Here is a 20,749-nt window from a genome sequence, read left to right as displayed (position 1 = left end):
CATACGTGACCCCTATGCTTCGTGGTGATGGGAAGGGCGCCCGCCGCGCGGCGTCCTATATCCGATCAATGTCGGATCTACGACAGGCGGTAAATCCCTCTAACTCATTACTTTGAAGTGTTTCTTTCTCTGGCACGGTCCATGCACGGGTTCTCCGAACGCTTCAGCGAGACGTCGTCAATGAATCGGAGGCTGTATGAGTCGGCAGACCGGACAAGCTGAATCGGCGGACCGGCTGGACCGCCTAGCCGACAGGCCTGGAAGGCCGCAGGATGTTCAACGTCGTCGGCGGGAGCACTCTTCACGCGAGTAAAGAGTGGGGCGGAATGCAATGACAGCGATCATAGGCAGGTACGAGCACGGCGAGTTCTCTGTGGCCAGCGAGTTAGTCAGCTGCGAACGTAACGAACAAGGTGAAGCTCGTTCCGATGATAACCATCTGCCAAATGAACTTTCGCAATTCCGCCGTGGTGGTGTGAGTCTGTTGTTCGATGAAGTAGCTTATATTGCGACGGAAAAGCGTCAGCGCATTGCATTCGATCCTGATCGTTTCGTGGAGGAATATCGATCACGCGGACAAGACGCGTTCGACGACCTTGATGGTCAATATGCCATTGCGCTGCACGACGCCGCGAGTGGCAGATTGCACATTGCACGGGATACCTTCGGTACCCGTCCGCTGTTCATCGCACATCTTCCGTCTGGCATTGCATTTTCCACGACCTACTCACCACTATGCAAGCTTCCGGAACTTCATCCCGCCTTCGATGTCGCTGCCGTTCGTGCATTCATTGAGCGTGGTTGGGCGCCGGCTGGATTGACCTTCCATCGCGATATACGGCCGGCGCGAGCTGGCTTCGTTGAGATATTCGACCGTGCGTTGCACAGTCTTCGTCGCCTGCCGCCTCAGGCGAATGAGTATACTCAGCCCAGAGACTTACTGTCGTCCGACGAATTGTTGTCGCTTCTTCGTCGGATTGTGGCGGAATCACTTCAACGTTCACATGGCGATATCGGCGTTTCACTCAGCGGCGGCATCGATTCCGCCGCGATCGCAGCGCTGCTGAAAGAAGCCGATCCGCGCCGTGTAATACGGAGCTTCACCGTTGGTTACGGCGAGGAGGATCCGGAGATCCAAGGTGCCCGCGCGACCGCCTCCCATCTTGGCTTGGAGCATCATGAAATTATCGTCGGCGCGCGAGACTTGGCTTCCCTCATGCAGGAAGCCGTACGAGCTCTGGGTAATCCGGGCGGCTATGATGAGTTTCCGTGCCTTTTCGCCCTGTGGCGAGACGCGTCAAGATCCGTGCAAACGCTTTTTTCTGGCAATCTCAGCGACACGCTTTTTGGCGGCATGCCCTACCATAGGGATCTTTGGCTTAGGATGAACAACGCGCGCGATGACCTTTCGCGCAAGGACCAATCAGGATCGCTAGATATCAAGCCAGCTAATCAAGAAGGTCCCAAAGACCTCCTTTTCGACAATCTTCGCCAATCACTCACTGACTGGGACGAACGTATCGGTGCGCAGACCTTGCTCGCTTCACGCGCGGAACTTGAGTTGGTTATGCCGCTATCGAGACGATCCTTGCTCGACTTGTCCCTACGCCTCCCCGCTCAACAAAAAGTGACGGAATCTCACGTCAAGTCTTTCTTCCGGGAGAGCATCAGCAAACTGCTTCCTCCTGAAATTCTTCAGCGCCCGAAGGGGATTCAACAATTGCGCTATGATGGCGACATGCGCGACGCCCTATTGGAACTCTCGCGAAGGTACCTGACGAAGGACCGCGTTGAACGACATGCGATCGTATCACTTGGCGATGTGCAGGCGTGTATATGCGAAAGCAAAGACAGCTTCACGAAGGCGCGGTTCCAGACGCTTTGGAACATGCTGATATTTGAGATTTGGACAGATGCCTTTGCGAATGATGACCCGGCCTGGAGCAGTGACCGATGAGTATCTTAGGGGCATTGCGACGTTCGCTAGTCTCGGCCTCGACGCCGGCGACAGGCATCTGTCGCGGGTGATCCGCGCCGTGCGGGCCGCGATATGATCACGCCTATCAAACAGGCGGGATGGCTCGTCTAGATGGACCTTCCGATCGCGACAGCAAAAACCCTACGTCGTCGATGCCTTGCACATCGGCTGCTCGGCGACTAGCCAGCGTTGGCCGAATGAACGGTAGATCCACCCGGGGCGACTTGAGCTTTGGCGGAAACAAGATCGACGCGTCAGTGGAGAGGGGCAATGCGGGCATCACACCGTCCCCCGGTGAACGAGGATCGTCGACGCGGTGACGGCGAAGAGCGTGATCGCTAAGTACATGGCCCGGTTCGGCGATGGCACGCGAACCGACGCCACGTGGGCAAGGCTCAAAAGAGCGAAGACGATGTTCACGGCCGGCAGGAACGTCGCCGCGGGCAGGAAGGGCTGGACGAGGACAAAGGCGGCCATCAAGGGAATGTCGTAGGACAGCGGCACACCGAAAAACCGACCGTCATCTGACTTTCCGAAATTCGCGAAATAGCTCAGGCGAATGGCACCGGCGAGCAGCAGCGCCGTGGCGACGAAGAAGGAGACGTGCGAGGCGCCATTCAGCTGCACGAGAATGATCGCGGGAAGGATGGCGCCATACATGATGTCGCCAAACCCGTCGAGGCTCTTCCCCATCTTCGCCATGTCGGGCGAGCGGTTTCGGGTTCTGCCGGCGACCACTCCATCCAGGTGATCCGCGAGAACGGCCCACAGGGCAGCGCCGACCGCCAGCTCGATGTGGCCCGCCAATGTGAAATAGAGAGCAATCGAGGAGCACAGTAGCCCGACCGTGGTGATGGCATTGGCGGGATCAACGAGGTAGCGAAGCATCTTCCATTCCCCAGGCTTGCGGTCAGCAGGCAATCTCGCGCGCGGTCGAGAACATTGCCTCCGCGATGCGCAGGTCGGCTTCATTGTCGATCTCGTACCATTTGAGGCTGTCGCACCTGCCAGCCGCGATCCGGAGCCCTTTCAGCTGGATGAGATTCGACAGCAGCTCCTCGATATACGACTTGACGGCTCCAGCGCTTATGATGTCATTGAGATACGGAACTATCGTCCGGCGCAAATCTTCTCCGGAAAAGCGGATCAGGTTCATCGTTTTGAAGAGTGGCGGCGAACTATCATTGAGATTCGCTGCCGTCTGCTTCATCCGCACTTCGGCAATGTAACCGCCGTTCGTCAGGACGACGGCCGAGCCTTCCATCTCCGGGCTGAACGGCGCGACGGCCGCGACATTGTCCGCGTCGTCCAGCGTCAGGTAGCGAAGCACCTCCGGTTCGAAAAACACGTCGCCTTCGAGCAGATAGGTGCCCCCGGCCAAAAGCGCATCCCGGGCCAACCACAGCGAATAGGCGCTGCCCGTGCGGTCGAAGACCGTCGACTCGACATAATTGATATCGAGCCCACCGAAGCGTCGGCCGCAGGAATATTGGATCGCGTCTTTGCGATAGCCGACAACGATCGTCACCTCCCTTACGCCGACTGCCTCAAGGTTCTGCAAGGCGTTGTGAAGGATCGGCGTGCCGTTGACCTCGACCAGCGGCTTCGGCCGCAGATCGGTGAGCGGACGCAGGCGCGAGCCAAACCCGGCGGCAAGAATCACCGCCTCTCTCGGAGCAATTGCAGTCATGGGTCTAAGCCCTTCTATTTCGCTTGCTACGACGATTCTTTCGGTTCCAGCCGTTAAGGACGCCAACGACACGCTCGAGGCCCACCTCGAGTTGCTCCGGCGGAACGCCATAGGAGAGCCTGAGCCCCATGGGATCACCGAAGGCAGTGCCTGACACGCCGGCCACGCCGGCCTGGGCGAGCAGCGCGGCCACGATGTCGTCGGCTGTCCTGGCGTCATCATTGGCGAGCGTCGGCCGCAACAGGCTGGACAGATCGAGATAGAAATAGAACCCGCCCTGTGCTTCAGGTATCGGCACGAGCTGCAGCTCGGAGAGGGCAGTAAGCCCAGCCTGCCGCGCCGCCGTCAATCGACACTTGAGCCGGGCTTCAAAGGCGCCATCTCCCTCACGGAGGTGGTGCAGCACGGCATGCTGGGCAACTACATTCGGGTTCGATGTCGTGTGCGACTGAAGCGCCTTGACAGCCGAGATCAGTTCTTTCGGCGCAACGAGATAGCCAACGCGCCAGCCGGTGAGGGCCAGGCTTTTGGAGAAGGCATTGACGATCACCGTCCGGGTCCGGACCTCGGGGGTCAGTGACACAACCGGATGATGCCGATGGCCATCATGGGTGAAGGGGCCGTAACATTCATCGAAGATGATCCAGAGGTCCCGATCCATCGCCAGCTGGGCGATGCCCGAAAGAGTCTCCGCGTCGTAGACGGCGCCGCTGGGGTTGGCGGGCGTGTTGACGACGATGGCCCGGGTTAGCGGCGTGATTACGCGTTGGATGTCGTCGATCCGTGGAACGTAGCCGTTTCCTCGCGTGTCGATATGTACTGGGGTGCCGCCGGCGATCTGAACCTGCGCTGGGAATGTTGTCCAGTAGGGCGCGGGAATGATGACCTGGTCGCCGGGATTGATCAGCGTCATCGCCACGTTGAAAAGAGCCTGCTTGGCGCCGTTCGTCACGGCCAGCTCATCGGCCCGCCAAAGCTGCCCCGTCTCGACTGATACCTTCCGTGCCAGCGCCTCGCGCAACTCCATCGAGCCGATTGTGTCAGTGTAGCGGTTCACGCCTTGTCGAATCGCCTCGATCGCTCCGTCCCGGATCGTCGGTGCCAGATCGCTCCAGATCTCGCCGGCCGTGAGATCAACAATCTCCACCCCGGCATCAGCGGCAGCCTTCGCCGCGGCGCGGGCGGCCGCTGTCCCCGACGATCTAAACAAGTTTGTCCGTTGCGCCAACATGCGCGTCTCCATCCATCCTTTTCGAAGGAACCCCTCGCTGCGGTCCTTGGCCGTCCACTGCCCGAGGAAGGTATTTCTCATTTGCCGCTGAGAGCTCGCCGTAGTTCATCAGTTCGAACAGCTCGTCGAGCGTCGCGACTTCACCTTCGACACCGGCAATGCTCTCTTCCTGGATGATGCGGTCGCACACCTGACGCATCGCCGAGATCGCGGCGCGCACGTTGTGGTTGGCCCAGATGACGGTGGAAATACCGGCCGCCCGATAATCAGCAACGGGCGTACGGTGGTATTTTGTCGGTACGATCACGACGGGCAGTCGGTTCTGCCAGGCTCGCGTGAAGGTGAAGATCTCCTCCGCATCGGACTTGCAGGAGTGGATCAGGATCGCATCGGCGCCGGCGTCCGCATAGGCGTTCGCTCGTGCAAGCGCCTCCTGCTGACTGTATCCGGCGATCAGCGCCTCGATTCGAGCGACGAGAACGAACTCCGGATCCGGAACCTGGTCCTTGACCGCCTTCAGGCGACCGCAGAACTCGCCGATCTCCGCCAGCGGATGGCGGTCACCGACGAAGGAGTTCATCTTCGGGAACGCCTTGTCTTCGAGGCAAACGCCGCTCGCGCCGTGCTGCCGCAGCTTGCGAGCGAGAAGACGGGCATTGTTGAAATTGCCGAATCCGCTATCTCCGTCGACGAGGATTGGAATTTCCGCTGCGTCCGCCATCCGTTCCACGACGTCGACCACCTGGGTCCAAGAGGCCTCGTTCGCATCGCGGTAGCCGAGGATGGAGGAGATCGAGAGGCCGGACGCCCATAGCGCCTTGAAACCGGACCGCTGCGCGATCGCCGCGGAGAGCGCGTCATGGGCTTCCATAAGGAATGACGGTCCGTCACCGGTGCAAATGAGGTCACGAAGCGTAGATACACATTCGCTTGTATTGCCGCCCGGGTTCCGCATGTCACGCCCTCTTTCCGATGGTATAGGCAGCCGACGCAGATGTGGCATGCTGCTTTCCTCCCTTCGTTCCATCGATCGCGATATTATCCACGACGTGAAATCGGTCGGCAGCTCCTGCCGCCATTCTAGAAGGAAGCTTCAAAAGTCGTGCCAACTGCGCAGGAAAAGCCCCAGAAAAGTGTTCTCGATACTATTCAATGACTTGAATGATGGGGAGAGCAGGAGCCAAGCCGACAACCCGTGTCGCTCACTCGACAAACCCGGCAGTAGTGTCGGTTGCCCACCGTCTTTCCCAGTTTCCAGGCCCGGATGCCTTTTTCGCTGCCGGATCGTTTCGTCGGCGCATCCAGAATGGCCCGGTCAGTCGTGGCACCGCTTGGCCAAGGCTAGCACTTCGGGGGGCTGCGCGCATCTCGCGACCTCGCGCATTTCCGAGAGATCGAATGACGGAACTGTCTCCAGGCGTCGGCTCAGTTCTGAGCGATGCCAGGCATGAATCTGGCGATCCATTTCGCTGACGATCTCGTGCAGTTTCCGCAATTGCCCGATCAGCGAAAGAAGCGCCGACCGCCAAAACTGAGAATCCGAGCAGCCGGATTCTCAAATTCACTGCAATTGCTAAGACGCCATCGATCGGCATGTATGGACCATAATCCCGTCGATAGCGCCGCTGAACGCGCTTTGTTCCCACGCATCATTTGTCCGTTCATCGTGCCCTTCATGCCGAGCAACAGCCGGTCATTGGAATGACGTGATGAGCGTACCGACGAAGCCGCAAAACTCGACTAATGTGTGCCAGTCCCGCCCATAGACATAGGCACCGCGCGCCAGATCCTCAGGCGTGATCTTCATGATCCGCCTCCCTCGCCTTCTTCGCCGCTTCCCTGAGCAGGGCCTCGATCAATGGCAGGACCGCAATAGCGCTGCCGTGCGACCACGACCGCCTCCTCGCCAGAGCGCGGATGAAAGGCGTAGCGAATATCCGTGTTCCGTTGTCTTGCTAATAACGGGCATTATGAGCCCTGTCTGCCCGGAACCGGCAAGTCGCATCTGGCCATCGCCATTGCTCGGGCCCTGATCCGCAACGGCTCGCGCGGCGCGTCTTCAACGTCGTCGATCTCGTCAACCGCCTGGAAACCGAGCACTGTGCGGGAAAGCAGGACGCATCGCCGACTACCTCACCCGGCTCGACTTCGACGTTCTCGACGAGCTTGGCTATTTGCCCTTCGCCCAGGCCGGCGGACAATTGCTCTTCCATCTGATCTCGAGGCTTTACGAGTGCACCTCGATCATCGTCACCACCAACCTCGCCTTCGGCGAATGGCCGAGTGTCTTCGCTGGCGACGCCAAGATGACAACTGCGCTGCTCGACCGTCTCACCCATCACTGCGAGATCATCGAGACCGGCAACGAATCCTGGCGCTTCAAGAATCGCGCCTGATGATCAGGCCGTCGCCAAGCCGATCCGCGCTCGCTTGGGCGGCGCAACCCTGACCAGCTCAGCCCGGCGAGCGCTCACCGCAGAAGCATCAATGAAGGGGTTCCTTTTGAACGGCGGAGCCCGTTAGTTTAGATGGGCGACCGAGATACTTCGAAAGATCGGCCGGCAAGGCCATGGGATGACCAAACGGGGCCGAAATGATAAGGTTGTCGTATGGCTGAGATTTCGGAAAACACGCCCGCCAAGCTGCCCCGACCGTGCCTCGATCGAGGCTGCCCTGGCCGCGCTTCCGGACGGTGCCGAAGAGGCGGCACTTGCGGGAGCGTTGACGACAGCGTTTCCAAGTTTCTCCTTCTCTGTCGCCAGCATCGACGACGCGTATTGGCGCGACGTGCGATCAGTGCTCGCCCCCGACGACAGCCGCGTCGCAGAGCTGCGGCCGTAGATGACGGAAGCCATCGCTCGAAATGACGGGGACGCGAATGCGCTGTGGATGGAACTGCGGGGCAGCGAGCTTCAGATTTCGGAATGGCATGGCAACAGCGCCTTCGCCTTTGCGCCGATAGGCTCAGGCAGGCTCCGCAGACTACGTACAAACAAATCTCGCATGATGACATGATGCGCAAGCCACAGGCGAGGTACGCCTTCAAACCCGAACCCATCCCTGACCGAACAGTTCTCCATTCTCGCTGCCTCACCAGCCGCGCACCAATCCTCCCTGAGCCCAACTCAGTCGTTGCAACAAAACCCAATGTTGAGCTTGTCGCCGAATGCCTCGCGCTGCTCAGGAGCCACACGCCCGTCGGTCACGATCTGCGTAAGTTCGTTGATCCCGCAGACCCTCGCGAATGGCCTCTTACCTGACTTAGAACTGTCGGCTACCAGCACGGCACTGTCGGCTGCCCTTATCATTGCTTGCTTGACAGGGACCTCAATGACATTGACGTTGCTAACCCCGAGTTCCGCTTCCACTGCGTCCCTTCGATGACGAAGCTTCGGTTCCATAATGGACGTCCGATCACGGCTCGACATACGAACCCCAGCGCCAACCAAGGCGACCGACGTACCTTGAGTTGGCCCTACTGTCGGGTTTGTCGAGTTCGCGACACGGCGATGTTCGGCCCGCCCTGCCGCCGCGCTCTCAATTAAGCCGTTGATTCAAAATGCATAAGCGCTGTTCTGGGGCTTCCTGTGCATTTGGCACGACTCTTGATGTTCTCCTTGTGCGGCGGCACACGCCGCCGACCGTGCATTGCTGATTTTAAGCTCTAGGAAAGGAGAAAACAATGAAGGCGGGAATGTCAGCTTATGGTGTGACCGAATTGGCTCCCGAAGAAGCATCTGCGATTTCGGGAGGGATGATTTGGGCACTAGTTTTTGCGTTTTTGGGGACGTTCGGCCTTGCAGCTGTAAGCATCATCGCAAAAGCCGTCGACGGAAATCACTGATTTGTCCTCTCATTTGAGCTTTAGGAAAGGAGAAACAATGAAGGCGGATCTGTCAGGTTATAATGTGACCGAATTGACTCCCGAAGAAGCATCTACAATTTCGGGAGGCCTATTTTGGGGAGTAATTTGGGCAGCTGTTACGCTACTAGCTTTTGTAGCTGCAACTGTAGGGGAAGGGGTATTACGCCAGATACACGGATAGAACGCAAGTACAGACCCAACTATGAGTGAACATAGATCAGAAGTTCCCATTTCTTCTGGAATCGGCCGCTACACTGCAGAGAGCATCCTTGCCCGAGGATCAGGGCGATCTTTGGTCATTTACAAGGTGATTGTGCTCTCTGTGGCTGCGGCATTGGCGTCGCTGCCATTCATAACTATAACGGTGTCTGTCCAAAGTGCCGGTATCATTCGACCCACTGTCGAGAAGACGCCCCTAGTCGCGCCCGTCTCGGGACGCATCTCCCGCATCCTTGCCGTTGAAAACGATCTGGTGGCTCAGGGGCAAGAGATCCTCGCCCTCGATGATGAGGTGGTTGAGGAAAAGCTCAGAGCGCTTCGAGGCGATATTCGCGCAAGGAGCGATCTTGCCCGTGACCTCGAAACCCTGATCTCCTCCGGTACGCAAGCCGAGGACCCGATCCGCCTCTTGACCGAGTCCGCCACGGCCGAGCGTGCACATTTCCTCAACCTGCTGCGGGAGAACAAATATGCCCGCAGTAATGCCGCCGCGGAACTCGAGCGTGCTAAGCGCCTGCTCTCCGCTGCTGTAGCTCCCGCAGAGGCCGTTGAGGAAAAGGCTTTCGCCCTCCAGACAATCGAGGTTCAGGGCGAGATCCTCGTGCGGCGCAAATCCGCTGAATGGAACCAGCAGCTTTTGGATGTGAACCTACGGCGCAAGGAGCTCACGGCCGCCTTGCATCAACTCGAGAACGAACGGGATCTGACACGCATTCGAGCCCCCGTGTCAGGCGCTCTCCAGCAATTCTCAGGTCTCACCCCCAGCAGCTATGTCCAGGCCGGGCAAACCGTCGCTTGGGTTTCGCCGGATGGCGAACTGGTGGCGGAAATCTACGTTTCGCCCAACAACATCGGCTTTGTGCGCCCGGGCCAGTCGGTGCGTCTGCAAGTGGATGCTTTCAACTCCAATCAATGGGGTGTCATTGACGCGACAGTGCTGGACGTGGCGGAGGACTTTACTCTCCATGACGGGAGCGTGGTCTTCAAGGTCCGTTGCGCACTCTCTCGCCGCCATCTCGCCCTAAAGCACGGGGCGATCGGTCACCTGAAGAAAGGGATGACCGTGCGGGCCCGCTTCCTCCTGGGCGACCGCACGCTCCTGGAACTCCTCTACAATGAGGTCGATGATTGGCTCAATCCGCTGCTGGCGGGCCGCCACTGATCTTTGACTTCCAAACAGTCAGCGAGCCGCCATGTCGGGCAAGGTCATCAAGTTCAAGCAGCGCGACATCACCGATTGCGGGGCCACCAGCCTTGCTTCTGTCGCCGCCTTCTACGGCTACAAGCTGCCATTGTCGCGGATCCGGCAGTATGCCTCGACCGGCCGCTCGGGCACCACGATCCTAGGGCTCACGGAAGCGGCTCAGAAGCTGGGCTTCGTCGCCAAGGGGGTGAAGGGTGGCTTCGACAGCCTATACAAGATCCCCAAGCCTGCCATCGCGCACGTAATCGTCAACGAGGTCCTGCACCACTTCGTCGTAATCCAGGCGATCGACGCCAGGTGGGTCACCGTTATGGACCCAGCCTATGGTGAAATCCGCAAGCTTGCGCATGAGGAATTCAAAAAGCAATGGACTGGCGCCCTGGTGCTCCTGGTTCCGGCAGATACCTTTAAGCGCTGCGACCAGACCACCTCACGCCTTGCTCGATTCGCGAGTCTGCTTGCGTCACACAAGGGGGCGATGGCGCAGGCTCTCGTCGGGGCCCTGGTGGCGACGATCCTTGGCCTCTCGACGGCCATTTACGTCCAGAAGATCGTCGATCATGTGATTACAGCGGGCAACCGCAACCTGCTCAACCTGATGAGCGTCGCCATGCTGCTGATCTCGGTCGTGCAGATCCTACTCGATCTCCTCAGAAACCGGCTCGTCCTGCAAACGGGGCAGAAGATCGACGTCCTGCTGATCCTCGGCTACTACAATCACATCCTAAGCTTGCCTCAGAAGTTCTTCGACAGCATGCGCATGGGCGAAATCATTTCCCGCATGAATGACGCGGTGAAGATCAGGAGCTTCTTGAACGACGTCTCGATCAACATGTTCGTCGACGTGCTAACGATACTGTTCTCGTTAGGGCTGATGTTCATCTACTCGTGGAAGATCGCCTTGGCCGTGGCGGTCTCCATCCCCTTGTACCTCTCAGTCTATTGGACCATCAACCGGCTGAATAGGGGTCGCCAGCGCGCCATGATGGAGAACGCTGCCGAACTGGAGACGCAACTGGTGGAATCACTCGGAGCTGTCTCCACGATCAAGACCTCCGGCATGGAGGGCTTCGCCAACTTTAAGATGGAGACCCGCTTCATCAAGATGCTGCACTCCGTCTACAGCTCCGGCCTGATCTCGATCTTCGGAAACAGCACCTCGACTTTACTCGCAAATCTACTCACCATCGTGCTGATGTGGTTCGGAACGACGCTTGCCCTGGATCAAACCGTCACGCCCGGCGAATTACTGTCCTGCTATACTTTGCTGGGCTATGTCACCCGGCCGGTTGCCAGTCTCATCCAGACCAACCGGATCGTTCAGGATGCTTTTATAGCGGCAGATCGCCTGTTCGATATCTTCGACCTGGAGCCGGAAAGCAGTGGCGGCATCGATGCCACCAAATCCGGCATTGGCGACATCCACCTGGAGAATGTCACATTCCGCTATGGCGGGCAGCTGGACCTTTTCCAGGATCTTAGCGTCACCTTCCCCCGCGGAGGAATGACTGCGGTGGTGGGTGAAAGCGGCTCGGGCAAGAGCACCCTTGCGGCGCTGCTGCAGAATGTCTACCCGCTCGAGGGTGGGCACATCCGGATCGGCTCCTATGCTATCCAGGACCTCTCGACCGTATCTCTGCGCAAGGTTGTCGCTGCGGTGCCGCAATCGATCGACGTGTTCTCGGGCTCCGTCATCGAGAACATCGCCCTTGGCGAGTTCGAGCCGGACATCGAGAAGATCCAGCGAATCTGCGACCAAGCAGGGCTGTGGGAGGCGATCGAGCGCTGGCCCGGCGGCTTCCAGGCCTATCTAGGCGAGAACGGCGTGCGCCTATCCGGGGGCGAGAAACAACGCCTCGCGTTGGCTCGGGCTCTGTATCGAGATCCGGAGATCCTGATCCTGGATGAAGCGACCTCATCGCTCGACTCGGTCGCCGAGGCCTCTGTCCTGCGGGTGGTTGAGGACCTCCGTCGGGACGGCAAGACGATCATCGTCATCTCTCATCGACTCAGCACCGTCCGTGGGGCCGACAAAATAGTGGTCTTGGACAAGGGCCGGGTCGTTGCGGAGGGACGGCATACCGATCTGCTGACAACTGAAGGCGCTTACGCTCGCTTGTGGCGAGCGCAAACCGGATCCAGCTAACCGCTTCAGTGAGGGCATCGCAAGCCATATGCCGAAGCTATCTGGACAGGCTCCTAGCGTCCGGTAAAGGGGCGAGACGAACAAAATCCGCCTCTCGCCATTCGGCCGTGTGGGGCACACCTAGGATAGAGAAAGTTGTCGGTGCATCCTTGCTCGGCATCAGCCCGACGCTTCTTAGCATATTCATCTGAGAATTCGACGCCGTTTGAGGAGAGAAGACTCAGTACTCGCTGGCGCGACCTCCGTTCTCCATGAGGAAATCTCCGAGTTCGCGTGGCGCGGGTGGTGCCGCGCAATTCCGTTGATTTTTGCGTGCCAGTCATCTTGTTCTAAATCAGGCGGCAAACCTTATCATCCACCGCGGGGATGCCTCATATCCAAATCGAATTTACAGATCCCTCATGCTGCCGCATAGCGCGACATGAAAGTCCACGCCTATGCTTTCCAGCCCGTTTCTGCGGTTGTTCTTACACTGACCTCGACATGGATCTACTATGCGCATTTGCGGTATCAAGCTGACGCGCGACGGGGGAATCGCTGTCGTGGAAGACGGCCGATTGGTCTTTTGCATCGAGCAGGAGAAGCTCGACAATAATCCACCATACCAACATATCGAGCGGCTTGAGACTGTCGTCGCCGCTTTGGCGGAACATGGGCTCGCTCCGCCGATGTTGACCGGTTCGTCACTGACGGATGGGACGGTGAGATCGAGTCGGAATTCCAGGTTCTCAGTAAGGGCTCCCCTATCACTCTCAACGGCGCGCCATATGTGGAGTGGGATGCCGAAAGTCCCTGAAGACCTATCAAGGTTCGGGTCTCGTGCTCGACAATGGGGTATTTTCTTATGAAAGCTACCCGCATGTTCTTGGCCACGTGGCCTCCGCATACTGCCCCAGCTCATTCGCCAAAGCAGAGGAACCGGCTTTTTGTCTGGTATGGGACGGCTGCATCTTTCCGCGGCTTTACTATGTCGAGCCAAGCGGAGTCCGATTTATCGGATGCCTGTTTCCGATGATAGGTCATGCCTATGCCGCCGCGGGCCAACATTTCGGTCCTTACAGGCAAGAACTGCGGACTGGCTGGAATCTCGGTATCGCCGGCAAGTTGATGGCCTATATCGCGCTCGGGGCGGTCCATGAACACATCGTAGATGTGTTTCAGGAGCTTTACGACGACCATTTCGCCGGCGACACGGACCTTGCCTTTGGCTACAGGAACAACAGCCACAGCGAAGACGCGTTACTCACGGATGTGCACGACTTCTTCGATGCAAGCGCGTCGCGGTTAATCCCCGAAACGCCCGAGGACATACTTGCTTCATTCCATGCCTTTGTAGAGCGTCTTCTCGTCCGGGAGATGACAAGCGCGTTGCGTGGCACTCGGTTCCCGAAACGCGAAACCTGTGCATCGCCGGCGGATGCGGGCTGAATATCAAATGGAACAGCGCCCTTCGAGCGAGCGGTTTATTCGACGCAGTCTGGGTGCCTCCGTTTCCAAACGACAGCGGATCGGCGATCGGTGCCGCTTGCTGCGCGCTGGCCGCCGACAAAGGTTTCGTGCATCTCGACTGGTCAGTCTACAGCGGGCCAAATATGAGCCATGGCAAGTTCCGCCTGGATGGCAGGCTGCTGCTTGCAGCTTGACAGAACTTGCCAGCGTGCTCGCTGACAACAAGCCTATGGTGTTCCTTGCAGGCCGCGCAGAGCCTGGTCCACGTGCCTTGGGAGGCAGAAGCATCCTGGCGGCCGCGACTTCGCCGGAAATGAAGGACCATCTCAGCAAGGTCGAAGAGGGCGCATGTGATGGTGGATAAGCTTGCGAGCGATTTGGCGGCCCTCGCCGACAGTCTTCAGGCGTCGGGTCGTTGCGCGGGCGCATTCCACGGTGAGGCAATGCGCGCTCTCGCGAAGCTGCAGGTGGCCGATACGAAGCGGAGCTACAGCCCTGCCTTCGTCGGGCTGAATGGTCAACGCTGGCTCGCACTCAGCCGCGCAACTCACAGCAGAGGAAGATCTGTTCCTCCGGCAGCACGTCGGCCACTGCAGGGACGCAGGCGGAAGACGTCTCCTGCACGATTGTGAACCCTGCCGCTTCGACCACCATACGCAACTCCTCTCGCAGATAGCCTGAGACCCGGATAGTATTTCCGAGGAATGGGACTGGGAAATCGTCCACATCCGCCTCCACCATCGAGAGGGCGAACAAGCCCCCAGGAGCGAGCAGATGACGGACCGTCGCTAGCGCGAGGGGAATCTCCACTCGTGGAAGCATCAGCAGAGAGAAGAAGGCCGCAACGGCCTGGAATCGGCCGAGGTCCCTCGGCCCGCCGGGTCGCAAGTCAGCAAGCTCCAGTTGATGGAACGTCGCGCCCTGAACATGCTCGCGGGCGAGTTTCACCATCACGGCAGACAGGTCGACACCCACGACCTCCAAACCGGCGTCGAGCAATTGACGTGCGGTTGGGACGCCGGTCCCGCAGCCAAGATCCAGAACCCGGGAACCCGTCGGCAAGGACTTGATCAGCCATTCGCCCGCCAGGACTTGGCGTTCCTTGTGCGGAAAGGCCTCGTCATAGCGATCGCCGATGGCGTCGAAGGCCATTGCCTGACCCTCGCGGTGGAGCCGAAGTGTCTCGTATGTCGCGGTGACGACTATATGTTTGCCAGGGCTGTTCACGGAAGTATCCTGCTGATCGGGAAGTTGTGCATTAGCCAAGCAAATGGCGAACCAATCCAGGAAATCCATTTATAACAATGGGACCACTCTGATACGCTCGCGCTTCATGTCCGTTGTTGTCATAAAGCCGACAATGAGTGCAATTGCCCACGCGAACCTTTATGGGGGCGCTCCGAAAACGCTGCCTGACCGAAGAATTGCACCGACGAGGGATACCGCAAAACTCATCTCTATACCTCAAGCAGTAACAAACGACCCTGTCTGGAAGAGGAAGATCGGCTTCGTTTTCCAGAATTTTGCCTTGTGGCCTCATGCCTGATCCCGAATATCTGATATGACTCATGCTCGCGGTGGTTTTCTAGAAAATCTGAACACGCGCGTTCCCTGCTGGTTCGTGCCAATCAACTGCTGTAGTGGGCGCGAACGATCAGGCACATCGACACTCGCCCCTATTGCAGCGAGGATCGAACCGGCACAGGCAATGTCGGCTGTGTCCTTGAACGTCCGATACGAGGATGCGTGAGAATCAGCATTCCACCGAGATGCTGCGCTTCGTCTACCTCCTCATGCCGCATCGATGTCCGTCGAGGCAGCTATGCCGGCTCGATTTTCCTTGGTCGTTCGTCTGGCGGCTACCCAGGAAATCGTTACCATGACAGCCGCCCCTCAGTGGTCGTCGGCCTCAAGATCGCACACGTGCGATGGCAGCAAAAAAACAGGTCGCCCCGTTCAGTTTGAGCTGATATCTGACGCCCGTGCGAGCCTGCTGGCATTCGCAATCCTCTGAAATTGTTGAAGCATTCCTGCCACTCGCGAGTGGCAAAATGTTGCAACACATCCCGATCAACAGCTCACGCCAGCTCTGCACACTCTCGCGCACGCCAACTTTGAAGCCGATCGGTTCCTTCTTGCATTCCGGGTGTCGCGCCGATCAGCACCAGCACGCGTGCTGCGCTTTCTAGCGAGGGAAGTCCTCGCGATGACAGGATCGTCATCAGCCACTCCATCCCCTCCCACCCGCCCGTCCGGGTGGAAAGGCGCCGGCGCCATCAATAATGACCGCGCCTCTACCGCAAGGTTACGTTTTGCGTTGAGGGGGCCACGGCGCCGGGGCTGGCTGATGAACACCGTCCGTTCGCGCATGTCGGGTCGAATTAATTCGTGGCGAAGAGGAGGCGGGCTCGTCCTCCAACAGTTGCCGCAGTTCCCCTGGCTCGAATGCCATCATTGATGGGGAGGCGGGCTCGTCCTCCAACAGTCGCCACAGTTCCGCTGAGTCGAATGCCATCATTGGTGGGGAGGCGGGCTCGTCCTCCAACAGCTGCCGCAGTTCCCCTGGCTCGAATGCCATCATTGGTGGGGAGGCGGGTTCATCATCCAACAGCTGCCGGGGCTCTTCCTCGTGCGGCAAGCGCCCGCTCAGCCGGTCTTGCAGCGCCTGCCGATCGGCGACGAGGTTGTCGAGGGGCAGCGGCTCGCGGTCTGGCCGCTGCCCTTCCACCAATCGTCCAACCAGCGCCCACGTGCCGTCCAGCACAAAGACGCCGCAATCATAATCGTTCGGCTGTCGGGCCATGGGGGCTGGCGCCAAGGTGGCGTTCAGCAGTCCTGCGAGCTGTGTTGCAGGCCCGTCGTTGTATCCCTCTCGCTGGCGGGAGTCGTAGTGATAGGCGACCGGTCTTTCCGGCTCGCGGCGATCAACGAGCAGCAGCGACCAATGGGTGCCGGGGTTAGTCGGAGTGCCATTGTTCACGGGCAGGAACAGGAAGTCGGCCGGGGCGGTGCTTTGATTATAGATGGACTGCAATGTGTGTTGCGCGGTGTTCGACCCCACGTGACGCAGGAGATGGGATACCGACGGATCCACCAGCCGTGTCCGGGCGGCGAGCTCCGGATTGATCCCCTGCAGTTGCCCCTCCAGCAAATGGTAATCCCTCTGAATATGGGCGTCGCTCAGCCACTCGGTGGCGCCGAGCACAGATCCGTTGGCGACCTTGGACGAGGCTGTCGGACCGAACGCCCCGATCTGAGCATCGGAGGAACTGGTCGTCAGCGTCACATCAACCACTGGAAGACCGCGGTAGGTGCCTGGCAGGCTGGCGGTGACTGGCGAGGCGGGTTGGGGAGCTCTTGCCGGTGCCGCTGGCGCAGCTTCACCCATGGGCCGAGGTCGAGGGTGATGGATGAGCTGAACCTCATTGGGTTCTCCCGCCCCCGGAACGGCGGCGGACCCTGTCCCTTGCATCATGGTCTGCCACTCCGTATCGCGGAGCATCTGCCGCCGTTCCAATTCCTCGCTCAACCACGCCATAGCTTCCTCGTCCGAGGAGTCTGGCAGTGGAGAAAGCGCCAGCGGCGAGCCGGGCTGTCGAGCGTCCTGGTGATGACCCGGTACTGGCCCGGGCGGATTGGGATCAACCGCTGCCTCAAAATCGCCGTAGGTCTCTGAGCGAGCCCTGACATAGTGCACTGGCGCTGGTTCCGAGGTTGGCCACATACTCCAATCAAAGTTGAGCGGCATCTGCAGCGACCAGGTTGACGTGGACCTGACAGCTTCCTGCCATCCAGCTTGGGCTATGTCCTGCGCCTGCTCAGGGGGAACTCCGGACCAGGGTGGGCCGTCTTCAACCATCAGATCCTGATCGTAACCTTCCGCGCCGACCGATGGCCAACTGACAGGTCCCTGCTGCGCAGCGGCGTCCCCGACGGACTTCGCGATCGCATGCGGCGCCGCGGCGTCTTCGTACCCGCTCCCCTGCATCATCGGCCGCGCCTCCCATGGCGATGCACCCAGTTGATGGGTGGCGGCCGGCGACAGCAGGCGACCGCCTGAATTAGCGATCTCGCTCAGCTGCCGCTCGGCGGCAAGGCCTTGCAGATCGTCCAGGATCCGCTGCCTCTTCGCTGGCCTCAACTCAGCTGTGTCAAGCTCATCCTCGATGAGGACCTCCTCGCTTGGCAGCAGGTTGCTCCAGGCAGGTGCCCCCATCAGCTCGTCCGGGGACCGCTGGTGATTGGACACTCCGGGATCTGGTGCCTGGTCATGGTGCGCTGCGGGCTCGAGAGATGACGACAGGCCGGGTTGGTCCATCAGCCCCAAACGCACATCCTGATCGTGCGCTTTCGCAGGAAGCTCCTGTGCCCAGTTGCCAGCTTGGTGCGACGCGCCGTGCTGCGCAGCGGCGTCGCCGACCCGCCTCGACTCCGTCGGCGCCGCGCCTTCGGAATTGATGAGCGTCACGTTCTGGGGGCGAGGATTGCGAGCGCGGCGTGTGCGCAGCACGACTCTGCCCGTCGACTGAAAGGTCCGGAGATGATCTAATGCCACAACGAGTGGTCTGGGATCACCCTCTCCGATGAACTCGAGCACCCCACCGCCATCGGACAGCGACTTGCTGTTGAGCCGAGCAACAATGCTCGTTTTGTTCTTTTCGAAGAGCCAGCCACCAAAGCGGCGAAGAATGCCTACATTATGCTTGACGGTGCTGGCGGAGGCGTTGACCTTGATGAAAGCCTCCTTAAGCCCCAAAATAAGGGAAGCATCCTGGGGATAGAGAGGCTTCTGCTCCGTGTGAAGCCGAGCCGGCTGCGGCGCCGAAGACGACAGGCCGAGTTGGTCCATCAGCTCCAAAGGCACGTCCTGATCGTGGGCTGCCGCAGCCGTCTCCTTTGGCCAACTGCTAGCTTCGTGCGGCGCGCTGTGCTGCGCAGCGGCGTCGCCGACCCGCCTTGGCTCCATCAGTGCCGCGTCTTCGTGATCAGGAACCGGGGGAATATGGCGTTCGCGCTCCATTGCTTTAGCGCCGGCGTCCGGCTTTCGGAGAGATGCCAGTGCGGAACCGATCCTTTGATCACCACCGGCCAACGCCTTGCCGGCAGTTGCATTCCTTTTGCTGGTCGGTATCGTTGCTTCGTCTCTGTACTCTTTGACGAGAGCCGCGTCCTGGGCCTCCTTAAGCCCCAAAATAAGCTGAGTATCCTCGGGATAGAGAGGCTGCTTTCTACGAAGCCGAGCTGACTGAGCCGGCTGCGGCGCCGAAGACCACCGGGCGGGTTCGTCCATCAGCTCCAAAGGCACATCCTGATCGTGGGCTGCCGCAGCAAGCTTCTCTGGCCAACTGCCGACTTCCTGCGATGCGCTGTGCTGCGCATCGGCGTCGCCGACCCGCATCGACTCCGTCAGTGCCGCGGCTTCGGGATCAGGACCGGGGGGAATATGGCGTTCGCGCTCCATCGCTTTAGCGCCAGCACGCGATTTTCGGAGACAACCCAGTGCATAACCGATGTCCTGATAACCATCAGCGTCCTTCTTATAGCTCTTGAGGTCTGGATCAAACGCTCGGTCGAACAGCCGACCAGCAATGCCCTTCTTGTTATTTTGACGCAGGTAGTCACTGAAGCTCCTAAGAGCAGTTGCATTCTTTCTTCCGGTCTGTATCGCTGCTTTGCGTCCGTACTCTTTTATTTCATCTCTGTATTCTTTGATGAGAGCCGCGTCCTCCGGATACGGAGTCAACTCAACGCGACCTGCGACCGGCACGACGCCGCCCGTCGACTGCAAAGTCCGGAGATGACCTATTGCCGTAAGGAGTTTCGCGGGATTGGGATTTCCGATGAACTCGCGCGCATCATCGGTCAGCGACTGCTCGTCGAGCCGATCCTTAATGGGATCTTTCTTCTTTTCGAAGAGCCACCGGCCAAATCTGAGAAGAGAACGTACTTTGTTCCTGGCGGTGTTCTTGGCAGCGTTGCCCTTGATGAGGGCCGGCTTAAGCGCCAAAATAGACTCAGAATCCCCGGGATAAAGAGGGAGCTTGCTGAGCCTTTTCAAAAGTCGACTCGACTGACTCGGCTGCGGCGCCGAGCCGGCCGGCATTGCTCCACCACCTCCGCCTGAATTGGCGATCTCACTCAGTTGCCGCTCAAAGGCCGCCGTACCTGCGGACGGAGCCGCCGGTGAGCTCCCTTGCAGGCCGGCTCTGTTCGATTGTCCGCGTACCCGCTTGGTCGAGGTTAAATCCATGCGTGTCTCTTTCAGTAATATAAGCTCGTTTGAAGCTGGCTTGCATCTGACACAGAGAAGCTGTCGAGAACCTGACGACAACGTGACCGCTAAGGCAACATGGTGCACGCGCCTAGAGCACGTCCTGTTTAATCCGGTTCATACCTGCGGCTTTGAAGTAGTTGGCACATTCGGCTGGGGTGAAGAGGTCGACGACCGCGCCGACCGCGTCCCACAGAGCCTTGATGGTTCTCTCCGCCTTTGCTGGCAGCAGCGCCGTGAGTTTGGCGAAGGCGTTCTCAATCGGATTTGAAGTCGGGACTGTAGGGCGGCAGGTAGAGCAGGCTCGCGCCTGCGGCCTCAATCGCGTCGCGCACGCCGGCGGCCTTGTGAGCGGGCAGGTTGTCCATGACGACTACGTCGGCCTCCGACAATGTCGGGACCAGCACCTGCTCGACATAGGCCAGGAACACGTTGCCGTTCATAGCGCCGTCGTAGACGAAGGGCGCAGTCATGCCCGTCAGCCGCAGCGCACCGGTGAAGGTCGTGGTCTTCCAGTGATGGGGTTGTCTAATCGCAGTTGGGGCGTCAAGCCTGAAGTTTGTTAGACGACGCTGCCGGGTGCATGGTTGTCTTCGCGGTCGACATTGGTCGCCGCATGATGGAGCTTCGCGGGGCGAGCCTTCAATGTGGACGACGCACTTCGCTGAGACAGCTGTGCAACCCCATCAGCGGAAT

General features: G+C 59.3%; 11 protein-coding genes and 4 pseudogenes. 6 read left to right on the top strand and 9 right to left on the bottom strand.

Features of this window, described 5'->3' with window-relative positions; translation table 11 throughout:
- Positions 1-331 precede the first annotated feature (331 nt).
- Positions 332-1,957 carry an asparagine synthase-related protein gene (locus IHQ72_RS35090; protein ID WP_258120361.1) on the top strand — a complete coding sequence of 542 codons (1,626 nt, stop codon included), beginning with the start codon at positions 332-334 and terminating at the stop codon, positions 1,955-1,957.
- Positions 1,958-2,257: 300 nt separating this feature from the next.
- Here the strand turns inward: IHQ72_RS35090 and IHQ72_RS35085 are convergent, their stop codons facing one another.
- The 5 genes and pseudogenes from IHQ72_RS35085 to IHQ72_RS35065 form a co-directional block, all read right to left on the bottom strand.
- Positions 2,258-2,866, bottom strand: a complete 609-nt coding sequence (locus tag IHQ72_RS35085; RefSeq protein WP_258120360.1) for a CDP-alcohol phosphatidyltransferase family protein — start codon at positions 2,864-2,866, stop codon at positions 2,258-2,260.
- Between the two features lie 22 nt (positions 2,867-2,888).
- Complete coding sequence (locus tag IHQ72_RS35080; RefSeq protein WP_258120358.1) at positions 2,889-3,668, bottom strand: phosphocholine cytidylyltransferase family protein; 780 nt, start codon at positions 3,666-3,668, stop codon at positions 2,889-2,891.
- 4 nt (positions 3,669-3,672) lie between these two features.
- A complete protein-coding gene (locus IHQ72_RS35075) occupies positions 3,673-4,899 on the bottom strand; it encodes an aminotransferase class I/II-fold pyridoxal phosphate-dependent enzyme (RefSeq protein WP_258120356.1) in 1,227 nt (408 codons plus the stop codon).
- Positions 4,871-5,854, bottom strand: a complete 984-nt coding sequence (gene aepX, locus IHQ72_RS35070; protein WP_258120355.1) for a phosphoenolpyruvate mutase — start codon at positions 5,852-5,854, stop codon at positions 4,871-4,873. The genes IHQ72_RS35075 and aepX overlap by 29 nt, the downstream gene beginning before the upstream one ends.
- 447 nt (positions 5,855-6,301) lie before the next feature.
- Positions 6,302-6,424, bottom strand: a pseudogene (locus tag IHQ72_RS35065) (IS110 family transposase); the annotation flags it as partial.
- A 462-nt stretch (positions 6,425-6,886) separates the two neighbouring features.
- Between IHQ72_RS35065 and IHQ72_RS35060 the strand changes: the two are divergent.
- Positions 6,887-7,295, top strand: a pseudogene (locus IHQ72_RS35060) (ATP-binding protein); the annotation flags it as partial.
- Between the two features lie 729 nt (positions 7,296-8,024).
- Here IHQ72_RS35060 and IHQ72_RS35055 read toward each other — a convergent pair.
- A complete protein-coding gene (locus tag IHQ72_RS35055; protein WP_258120354.1) occupies positions 8,025-8,300 on the bottom strand; it encodes a DeoR/GlpR family DNA-binding transcription regulator in 276 nt (91 codons plus the stop codon).
- A 281-nt stretch (positions 8,301-8,581) separates the two neighbouring features.
- Between IHQ72_RS35055 and IHQ72_RS35050 the strand changes: the two genes are divergently transcribed.
- From IHQ72_RS35050 to IHQ72_RS35035, 4 genes and pseudogenes are all read left to right on the top strand, one after another.
- Complete coding sequence (locus IHQ72_RS35050) at positions 8,582-8,743, top strand: hypothetical protein (RefSeq protein WP_258120353.1); 162 nt, start codon at positions 8,582-8,584, stop codon at positions 8,741-8,743.
- Positions 8,744-9,056: 313 nt separating this feature from the next.
- Entirely contained in the window at positions 9,057-10,145 is a 1,089-nt protein-coding gene (locus IHQ72_RS35045) for an HlyD family secretion protein (RefSeq protein WP_258120352.1), read from the top strand.
- A gap of 31 nt (positions 10,146-10,176) precedes the next feature.
- Positions 10,177-12,333, top strand: coding sequence for a peptidase domain-containing ABC transporter (locus IHQ72_RS35040; protein ID WP_258120351.1), 2,157 nt, complete (start codon positions 10,177-10,179; stop codon positions 12,331-12,333).
- Positions 12,334-12,827: 494 nt separating this feature from the next.
- Positions 12,828-14,122, top strand: a pseudogene (locus tag IHQ72_RS35035) (carbamoyltransferase N-terminal domain-containing protein); the annotation flags it as partial.
- Positions 14,123-14,316: 194 nt separating this feature from the next.
- On the opposite strand, the gene IHQ72_RS35030 reads toward IHQ72_RS35035, so the two are convergent.
- The 3 genes and pseudogenes from IHQ72_RS35030 to IHQ72_RS35020 form a co-directional block, all read right to left on the bottom strand.
- Positions 14,317-14,934 (bottom strand): class I SAM-dependent DNA methyltransferase, encoded by a 618-nt coding sequence (locus IHQ72_RS35030; protein WP_258120349.1) that lies wholly within the window; start codon positions 14,932-14,934, stop codon positions 14,317-14,319.
- Between the two features lie 1,153 nt (positions 14,935-16,087).
- Positions 16,088-20,032, bottom strand: coding sequence for a Ulp1 family isopeptidase (locus IHQ72_RS35025; RefSeq protein ID WP_258120347.1), 3,945 nt, complete (start codon positions 20,030-20,032; stop codon positions 16,088-16,090).
- A 112-nt stretch (positions 20,033-20,144) separates the two neighbouring features.
- Positions 20,145-20,577, bottom strand: a pseudogene (locus IHQ72_RS35020) (IS630 family transposase); the annotation flags it as partial.
- Between the last annotated feature and the right edge of the window lie 172 nt (positions 20,578-20,749).

The organism is Mesorhizobium onobrychidis, assembly GCF_024707545.1.
In the GTDB taxonomy this organism is placed as follows: Bacteria; Pseudomonadota; Alphaproteobacteria; order Rhizobiales; family Rhizobiaceae; genus Mesorhizobium; species Mesorhizobium onobrychidis.
The sequence above is the reverse complement of the archived record's forward strand: the minus strand, read 5'-3'. Positions and strand labels throughout refer to the sequence as shown.